Source organism: Fretibacterium sp. (genome assembly GCF_057312375.1).
In genome coordinates this window covers 1-7849 of sequence record NZ_DBHLDX010000077.1, presented here as the reverse complement: position 1 = coordinate 7849, position 7849 = coordinate 1, and the positions used below count along the sequence as shown (strand labels likewise).

Genomic DNA, 7849 nt, shown 5'->3' with positions numbered 1-7849 from the left:
GCTCTGCGAGGTCTTAGGTGTCAGCGAGGCGGAGCTGCTGCGGGGGCCGGCGGAGGAGAAGTGGGTGCTGGAGATCAAGGTTGCGGATTCGAAGGAGGAGGTGATCGACATGACGGGAACGATGCCGTGCGTGGCCGCCATCACGGGGACGCAGAGCGGGGCGAACCTGCAGCTGAGCGCGAAATGGGAGACGTTTCGGGACGACGCGAAGTTCCAGGACTTCATCGACCAGGTGACCCGGGCGCGAGGGTTGCTGCTGGAGATGGGCGCAGGGATGGAGAAGCTGAAGGAGGCGGGGGCATGACCTCGCACGATCTGAAGCAAGCTTTGCTGGACCTCTGCGAGCGGGAGAAGGTTGGAGTGCCCGCAGACGCCGGGGGGATGGACGCGGTGGAGCTGGCGCTTGAGGTGGCGATCTACGAGCTGGTCTGCGTGGGGAACCTGAACGTCTGTGATCACCCGCACTGCAAATATCCTCAATGGCAGACTGAAACGGAACCGATAGTTCAGGTGCTCAGGGATTTTAACGAGCTTCACAAGAAGGCATCCCGCCCGGAGGACGCCGGACGGGATGTTGAAGGGGTTATCGAATCTGCTGATATGGATAGCGCTGAGGGCACGATCTGATATTCGCCCTGAAGAACTTGCCCTTTGAGGGGGCACGCATCAACGCCTCGTAAAGTTCGGTCGGGACATTGGAGTACTGATAAACAGGTGGAAGCCCCCAATCTCTTTTGTTCTTGAACTCCACTTCAAGAACCCGTGCGGCGGGATCGTACCCAACAGACTTCAAATCACTGGAAACGACAGGGATTCTGTTCACCATCATCACCTCCCTTCTGCGGCCATTGTACCGCGGGGGGAAATGAAGGAGGCAACAACATGAGCAAGAGCTTACAGCTTGTTAAGACGGGGGATTTTGAGGGCATCAAGTTCGACTGTTACCAGGACAGTGGCAAGGAGTTCTGGGGCACTCGGGAGCAGATCGGTACGATGCTGGGGTATGAAGACCCGGCAACTGCCATCAGGGTGATTCATAGCAGGAACCAAGACAGATTCAGCAAATTCTCAACCCGTATCAATTTGACACGGGTTGAGGGCGACCGGGAAGTCACGCGCGAGGTCACGGTCTACAACTTCAAGGGGCTTCTGGAAATCTGCCGGTATTCCAACCAGCCTAAGGCGGACGCCGTGATGGATTTTCTCTGGGAGATGGCGGACGAGGTTCGCAAGACCGGCAGCTACAGCGTCAAAAAGGACCCGGACGAGGAGAGGAAGCTAGAGATCGCCCGGCAGCGGATTGCCCTCCAGGAGAAGAACGCCAATGCGCGGCTGGCGAAGATCATGCAGCGAATGGTGGAGCACCCGGCCTACGAGCTGACGACGGAGAGCAAGCGGATTCTGGCGCACGAGATCACGCACCTGACCACGGGGCGGGAGCACTTGGAGATGCTGCCGGACGCCGGGACTCGGTTCTACAGCGCCAAGCAGATCGGCGACGAGGCTGGGGTAACGAACCGCCGCGTGATGAAGGCGGCGCGGGAGATGGGGCTGGTCGCTCCGGAGGGCGGCTCGAACGAATACGGGCGCTGGAAGATGACCAAGAGCCCCTACAGCCCGCACGAGTGCTCGCAGTGGAGCTTCAGCGAGGCCGGGAGGCAGAAGGTGCTCGAGGCGCTTCAGGACGCAGCATGAAGGAGGTGCCCCATGAGTGAGGCAACAACGTGTGAGGTGCCGAGGGGCCTGCTGCAGGCGGCTCAGGTGGCGCATCGCCTGGGGATCGGCAAGTCTAGCTGGAATGAGTGGGTGAAAGGCGGGCTCGTCGAGAAGGGCATCAAGCTCGGATACCGAACGGTGGTCTGGGACTCCCGGTATATCGACGCCGTGATAGACCGTATCGCCTCCGGGGAACTTACAACCCAGGGGCTCTACAGCAAGAAGAAGGAGGCCCCGCAATGAGGTGGGCATACATCCTGCAGCAAGTCGTACTCCTCGGTGCCTGGTGCTGGCTGATGCGGATGGTGTGGCGCGAGGTGTGGGAGGTGATGAGGGAGGATGAAACAGAACGATGAGCACCAAGAAGAAGTTTTCCATCCCCTTCACGAACGTTGACGAGCAGCGAATACGAGTAGCTGCGGCGCTGGAGGGGCGCGGATTTTCGAGTATGGTAACGCTCTTGGTCCGGGAGGCGCTGAAGCGGCGCGGGGTGAAGGTGATGAGGGAGAAGAAGGGAACAGTGCTGGATGATCTTCCTCCGGTCCTCGACGCCTGTTGTGGCAGCCGGATGTTCTGGTTCGACCATAATGACCCGCGCGCCGTCTTCTGTGACAACCGCCGCCTGATAGAGACGCTCTGCGACGGGCGCATCCTGCGGATAGAGCCAGATATCCAGTGCGACTTCAAGGCTCTACCATTCCCGGATGAGAGTTTCCGGTTAGTGGTGTTTGACCCGCCCCACTTGAAGACTGCCGGGCCGAAGAGCTGGCAAGGCAAGAAGTATGGTGTCCTGCCAAAAGACTGGGGGGGAGAGCTGCGGCAGGGATTTCGAGAGTGTTTCCGAGTGCTGGCGCCACACGGAGTGCTCGTGTTCAAGTGGTCTGAGGCGCAGATACTTCTTTCGGCAGTATTGGGCCTCACGCCGGAAAAACCGTTGTTTGGGGATCGCCGTGCTGGGCGTGGCGGACAATGGGTTGTATTCATGAAGGGAAGGAGGCGAAACGGTGAAGCTGCAGAGCATGAAGCGTAGGCGTTTCCTGGACTGGATTCTCCGACGCCCCAGGTGCATCGAGCTGACGCACGCGGTGTTTCTGGCGCGATGTGCCGACGGCGATATGGCGGCACGGTTTGGGCGCCCGGACGTCTGTGTGGTGGATTTGGAAAGGATGGGGTGAGGTTATGCCAAACGTAAACATAGTGCGTTTGAGCGACAGAGACATCGATCGGCTGGCGGCGGCCCTGGCCGAGAGGGTTGGGCTACCGATGGCGGAGATCGTGGCGCGGCTGACCGCCATCGAGGCGCGGCTGCCGGAGAAGAAGTCCAGCAGGAAGAAAGCGGCGGGGGGCGATGATCGGTGAGCTTCGTTGAGGGCCAAACATACTATTTCAACCCCAGGGACCAAAAGGCTACGCCCCGCGGCGGGCATCCGGAGGGAATTTTCGGCATGGTATATCTCCGGCACGTCGGGAAGGTGGCCCTGTTCCGGAGCCCTGGTGGGGGCTGGCTGGAGAGTTTTACACGAGGGCAGCTGTCGGACCACGAGATTACAAAAACGAGGAGAAGCCCCTCTGCTAAGGGGCTTCCCAAAGGAAACGCAACAAAGTCCGGGCGCAGGAACGCCCGGACCCATTCTAACACAGGAGGGGTTTGAATCATGCAGGTTGAGAAGAAGATCGCCAAGAGGGCGAAGGCGCACACGATCTACAAGCTGGCCAATGGGAAGCGGGTTCCGGGGGTGACGACGGTCCTTGGCGTCATCAACAAACCGGCCCTGGTGAAGTGGGCCAATGGCCTGGGATTGCAGGGCATCGACAGCACGACCTATGTGGACGAAACAGCGAAGATCGGCACCCTGGCCCACGAGATGATTCAGGAGTATCTTGGCGGCCCTGCCTGGGACCGCGACGCTTACAACGCGGAGCAGATCGATCTTGCGGAGAATGCTGTCCTGTCGTTCTTCGAGTGGGAGCGGCAGACGGGGCACAAGATGCAGACGCTGCATATCGAGCTGCCCCTTGTCAGTGAGGCCTGCATGTACGGCGGGACGATTGACTGGTATGGGGAGATCGACGGCAAGCGCTGGCTGGTGGACATAAAGACCAGCAAGGGGCTGTACCCGGAACACACGTTCCAGGTCGCGGCCTACTGGCAGATGCTGATCGAGAACGGATATCCCGTCGACGGGGTGCGGCTGCTGCGCGTCGGGCGCACGGAGGACGAGGGCTTTGACGACCACGTGATCGACATCCCTGCACTGAGCGATGCGTGGAAGGTCTTTGAGGCGGCCCTGAATCTGTACCGCCTCAAGGGTGCGTTCGAGAGGAGGGCGGCATAGATGACAACGGCATTGGCAGAGAGCCCGCAGACGCAGGCTATCCAGTGGAGCCCCGACGAAGTGACGACCATCCGCGACACGGTCGCCAAGGGGGCCAGCGACAACGAGCTAAAGATGTTTCTGCACCTGTCCCAGACCTACGGCCTGGACCCGTTCGCCAAGGAAATCTGGTTCATCAAGGCCGGCGGGCAGCCGGTTATCATGACCAGCCGGGACGGGTACCTGAAAATCGCAAACAACGACAAGGGTTACGAGGGCATGGTCTCCGACGTGGTGTACGAGGGAGATGCCTTCCAGAAGACCGTCGACGGCGTGTCCCACACCTATGGCGTAGGCAAGCGCGGTGGCATCCTGGGGGCCTACGCCCTGGTCTACAAGCAGGGCACTCGCTTCCCTGCCTACGTGTTCGCCCCCTTCCGGGACTACAACAAGGGCAACAACGTGTGGAGGCAATACCCCCATGCCATGATTCTGAAGGTAGCTGAGAGCATGGCGCTGAAGCGCGCCTTCTCCCTCTCCGGACTGGTGACCCGCGAAGAAATCGACGCGCAGGACGCCTCTGCTCCTCGTCCTGTCGAGGCCATCGACGCCGAGGTGGTAGACCATGCTCCACATCCCCACGCCAGCCCCGCCAGAACGGCCCAGGACGAAGCGACACCACGAGAGAAGGGTAATCCTACCCCTACGCTCGCGGAGCGCAAGAAGGCCCTTTATGACGGCTACCTCGCGGTGTGCGACGGAGTGGCGCAGCACGCGCAGAACGCCATGCTGAAGATCACCGAGGGGCGCCCCTCGAAGGAGTGGACGGAGCTGGACCTGAAGCACCTGGCGATCGACCTCTACAACCGCGAGCGGAAGACGCGGGAGCATGGCCCGGCACAGCCGCCCGTGGAGCCTCCGGAACCGGAGGGGGCGGCTGAGGAGTACATCGCCGAGCTGGAGAAGGAAGGGCCCGTGCTGCCGTTTGGGGAAGCTCTGAGAGATGTTATGCCGGACATTGATCAGGTTGCGAAAGTTGAACTTTAGGAGGTTCGTGTTATGGAGAAAGTTTACGACATGGCGGTAAAGACTGGCGAGTACACGACGTCGGACGGGGAAACGAAGGGGCGCTACGAGAACATCGGAGCGGTCATGAACGGCGAGAATGGTTCGTTCTGCCTGCTCAAGAAGACGTTCAATCCTGCGGGCGTTCAGACGGCGGAGGGGAAGGACAGCATTATCATCTCCCTCTTCAAGCCAAAACCCAAGGGCGAAGCGAGCATCCCGTTCTGACCGGAGCGGGACTGAGCCAGGCATAACCTGCTGACCAATACCACTGGGAGGGAGGGCATGTGAATGCTTTTATCCCCATTGAACTCATAGAGCGACAGGTGCTCGAGGCCATGCGCGAGGCGGGGATCCCCCCGCTTCGCGACACCCGCCTCGTGATCGACGGCGCCCTCCATCGTTACGCGGTGGAGGGTGACAAGGGAAGGGAGACCGCCGGGGCCTACGTCATCCACCCCGACGGATTCCCCGGCGGGTACATCTCCAGCTGGCGGCACGGGGTCGAGGTGCGCTGGAAGTTCGACCTCGAAACCCTGGACGCCGAAATGTACAAGCGCTGCAAGATGCCGGAGTTCCGGAAGCAGGCAGAGGAGGCACAGCGGAAGCGGGACGCGGACCGCAAGAAGGCACAGTCCGTCGCCTCCGAGGATGCGCGCATACGCTTTGAGGCCGCGCAGACGGCCCCTGAGGACCACGAGTACCTCCGAAGGAAGAATGTGCCCTCCTACGGTCTGAGGTGCCGGGAAGGGGCGCTCCTGGTCCCCCTGCGCGATATCGAGGGGCACTTCAAGACGTTCCAGACGATAGCGCCGGACGGGACGAAGCGGTACTTCTACGGCGCGCCGGTCGGCGGGGCCTTCTGCGCCATCGGTTCGGACGTGAAGGATGGCCCCGTGCTGCTCTGCGAGGGGTACGCCACGGGCGCGACGCTCCACGAGCTGACCGGGCACGCGGTGATCTGCGCCATGAACTGCCACAACCTCGTGACCTGCGCCCCGGCGCTCCGGAAGAAGTACCCGGACCGGAAGATCATCGTGATGGCTGACGACGACGCGAAGACGGAGGGCAACCCCGGCGTCACCGCGGCACAGTCCGCCGTGAAGCTGGGGAAGCTGGACGGGGTTCTGAAGCCGCCCTTCAAGACGCCGGAGGATGGCACGGACTGGAACGATTTTTCACAACGCTACGGGGCCGAGGCGGCCGGTCGGGTCCTGAAGGAACGGCTTGCCTGGGTCTGCATGAGCGAGGTGGAACGGAAGGATTGTGCGCGCAAGGCGGGCCTTTCCAAACTGCGCTGTTCTCTGGACGAAACGGTACGCCTCGACCCGGTGGAAATGGTCGGGGGGCTGTTCCCCAAGGGATATCTGAGTGCGATCATCGCGGCCCCCGGCGTCGGAAAAACGTGGTTCGTGCAGAAGTTTGTGTCGGACCTGTCGGTCGGTGGGCAGATATTTGACGGTGTGGCGTACTCCAAGCCCAAGAAGTCTCTCATCTTCGCCGGGGAGGCGGGATACGAAACGCTGATACGCCGGGCGGCGGAAACGAAGTGGCCGGTGGACAAGACAAAAGTGCAAATCTACAGCGCTATCGAAGCGGGGCTCAAGGGGTTCTCATTCGACCTCGGCACCCCGGAAGGGCAAGAGAATCTGAAGTATGCCCTGGAGTTAGACGAGCCGGAGGTCATCTTCTTCGATACGCTGACCTCATTCCATTCGGCGGACGAGAACAAGGCCGTGGAGATGAAGCCGATCTTCGAGCACCTCCTCAGCGTGGCACGGCAACGCAATATGGCTATTGTGCTGGTACATCACACGCGCAAACGGAAGCTGGCTGAGCAGAAGTTCATGATGACACAGGACGAATCCATCGGGAGCAGCGTTCTGAACCGTCTTGTGGCCGTCGTGCTGGGCATCGAACCGATAGACGGACCGGACGATGAGAACAACTCCGAGGAGAACAAGACCAACCTCGTAAAGGTGCAAAAGAGCTGGTTCCGCAAGACGCCCTCCTTCTCGTACAGGCTTGAGGAGAACGACGACGGACGGACGGTCATGCGGGTTGACCTCGAGCCAAAGATCGGCGGCGGGGCCAGAGCTCAGATATGGGACTACATCGAACGGACCTACGAACCTGGCGCATGGTTCAAGGCATCGGACGTGAAAGAGGTTGCGAAAACTTCTGGGACATACATAAGGCGTTGTCTTTCGGATTGGGTCGAAAAGGGGAAGCTGAAACAAAGAGGCGTAAAACGAGGCGCAGAGTACGCTTTGGTCGGATTCTACGCTCAGGCTATCAGCGAGTTATCGCAACAGCCCTGACGTGGGGAAATTTAGTTGCGATAAGGGGGTAAAAGCATTGGTATTACTAAAGAGTTATCGCAACCTCCTTGTTGCGATATGGTTGCGATAAGTTGCGATAACTCTTTGCCCCCTCAAGGCGATAACGCAACTTTATCGCAACTTGTTAGTAGCGATAACTATTGAGTGCTGATAAGCATTTTACCCCTATATCGCAACTAATTCCCCCCCCATACGCGCGCGCGCGAGGGCTGGGGAACATTGAGAGGTGATACCCAATGATTCAACCGCGCCCCTATCAGACCGAGGCGCTCAAGAAAATACTCAAACGCTGGCACGATGGCGTCACGCGGCAGCTCGTCAGCCTCCCGACCGGGACGGGGAAAACACTCCTCTTTGGCATGGTCGCCGGGGCCCTTAAGACCCGCACACTCGTCCTGGCGCACCGGGAGG

The 7849-nt window shown here is 60.3% G+C and carries 13 protein-coding genes; 12 read left to right on the top strand and 1 reads right to left on the bottom strand.

All coding sequences use genetic code 11. The features are described from left to right. Positions 1-304, top strand: a 304-nt coding sequence (locus ACO41U_RS09280) for a hypothetical protein (RefSeq protein WP_485943389.1), incomplete at its 5' end; no start/stop codon positions are given. Next, on the top strand, positions 301-627 hold the full coding sequence (locus ACO41U_RS09275; protein WP_485943387.1) for a hypothetical protein: 327 nt from the start codon (positions 301-303) through the stop codon (positions 625-627). The genes ACO41U_RS09280 and ACO41U_RS09275, both read left to right, overlap by 4 nt. Here the strand turns inward: ACO41U_RS09275 and ACO41U_RS09270 are convergent. Next, positions 584-826: a KTSC domain-containing protein gene (locus ACO41U_RS09270; RefSeq protein ID WP_485943393.1), complete on the bottom strand. Its 243-nt coding sequence runs from the start codon at positions 824-826 to the stop codon at positions 584-586. The genes ACO41U_RS09275 and ACO41U_RS09270 overlap by 44 nt on opposite strands. A gap of 56 nt (positions 827-882) precedes the next feature. Between ACO41U_RS09270 and ACO41U_RS09265 the strand changes: the two genes are divergently transcribed. The 10 genes from ACO41U_RS09265 to ACO41U_RS09220 form a co-directional block, all read left to right on the top strand. Beyond that, the gene (locus ACO41U_RS09265) at positions 883-1695 is read left to right on the top strand and encodes a hypothetical protein (protein ID WP_485943385.1); all 813 of its coding nucleotides are present in this window, start codon (positions 883-885) and stop codon (positions 1693-1695) included. Between the two features lie 12 nt (positions 1696-1707). After that, positions 1708-1959: a helix-turn-helix transcriptional regulator gene (locus tag ACO41U_RS09260; RefSeq protein WP_485943383.1), complete on the top strand. Its 252-nt coding sequence runs from the start codon at positions 1708-1710 to the stop codon at positions 1957-1959. Positions 1960-2068: 109 nt separating this feature from the next. Then, a complete protein-coding gene (locus ACO41U_RS09255; protein WP_485943381.1) occupies positions 2069-2746 on the top strand; it encodes a hypothetical protein in 678 nt (225 codons plus the stop codon). Further along, on the top strand, positions 2721-2891 hold the full coding sequence (locus tag ACO41U_RS09250; RefSeq protein WP_485943379.1) for a hypothetical protein: 171 nt from the start codon (positions 2721-2723) through the stop codon (positions 2889-2891). Before ACO41U_RS09255 ends, ACO41U_RS09250 begins: the two co-directional genes overlap by 26 nt. Positions 2892-2895: 4 nt before the next feature. Continuing rightward, a complete protein-coding gene (locus ACO41U_RS09245) occupies positions 2896-3075 on the top strand; it encodes a hypothetical protein (RefSeq protein WP_485943377.1) in 180 nt (59 codons plus the stop codon). A 296-nt stretch (positions 3076-3371) separates the two neighbouring features. Continuing rightward, the gene (locus ACO41U_RS09240) at positions 3372-4052 is read left to right on the top strand and encodes a hypothetical protein (protein ID WP_485943375.1); all 681 of its coding nucleotides are present in this window, start codon (positions 3372-3374) and stop codon (positions 4050-4052) included. Beyond that, the gene (locus ACO41U_RS09235; RefSeq protein WP_485943373.1) at positions 4053-5078 is read left to right on the top strand and encodes a RecT family recombinase; all 1026 of its coding nucleotides are present in this window, start codon (positions 4053-4055) and stop codon (positions 5076-5078) included. Positions 5079-5090: 12 nt separating this feature from the next. Further along, positions 5091-5324, top strand: coding sequence for a hypothetical protein (locus ACO41U_RS09230; RefSeq protein WP_485943371.1), 234 nt, complete (start codon positions 5091-5093; stop codon positions 5322-5324). 59 nt (positions 5325-5383) lie between these two features. Beyond that, positions 5384-7417, top strand: coding sequence for an AAA family ATPase (locus ACO41U_RS09225; protein WP_485943370.1), 2034 nt, complete (start codon positions 5384-5386; stop codon positions 7415-7417). Positions 7418-7674: 257 nt separating this feature from the next. Beyond that, positions 7675-7849 (top strand): DEAD/DEAH box helicase family protein (locus ACO41U_RS09220; protein WP_485943391.1); only part of this gene is annotated, 175 nt, incomplete at its 3' end.

Bases quoted from the DNA above. Each gene is read 5' to 3' on its own strand.
- ACO41U_RS09275 (WP_485943387.1), top strand. From the start codon at position 301: ATGACCTCGCACGATCTGAAGCAAGCTTTGCTGGACCTCTGCGAGCGG.
- ACO41U_RS09270 (WP_485943393.1), bottom strand. From the start codon at position 826: ATGGTGAACAGAATCCCTGTCGTTTCCAGTGATTTGAAGTCTGTTGGG.
- ACO41U_RS09265 (WP_485943385.1), top strand. From the start codon at position 883: ATGAGCAAGAGCTTACAGCTTGTTAAGACGGGGGATTTTGAGGGCATC.
- ACO41U_RS09260 (WP_485943383.1), top strand. From the start codon at position 1,708: ATGAGTGAGGCAACAACGTGTGAGGTGCCGAGGGGCCTGCTGCAGGCG.
- ACO41U_RS09255 (WP_485943381.1), top strand. From the start codon at position 2,069: ATGAGCACCAAGAAGAAGTTTTCCATCCCCTTCACGAACGTTGACGAG.
- ACO41U_RS09245 (WP_485943377.1), top strand. From the start codon at position 2,896: ATGCCAAACGTAAACATAGTGCGTTTGAGCGACAGAGACATCGATCGG.
- ACO41U_RS09240 (WP_485943375.1), top strand. From the start codon at position 3,372: ATGCAGGTTGAGAAGAAGATCGCCAAGAGGGCGAAGGCGCACACGATC.
- ACO41U_RS09235 (WP_485943373.1), top strand. From the start codon at position 4,053: ATGACAACGGCATTGGCAGAGAGCCCGCAGACGCAGGCTATCCAGTGG.
- ACO41U_RS09230 (WP_485943371.1), top strand. From the start codon at position 5,091: ATGGAGAAAGTTTACGACATGGCGGTAAAGACTGGCGAGTACACGACG.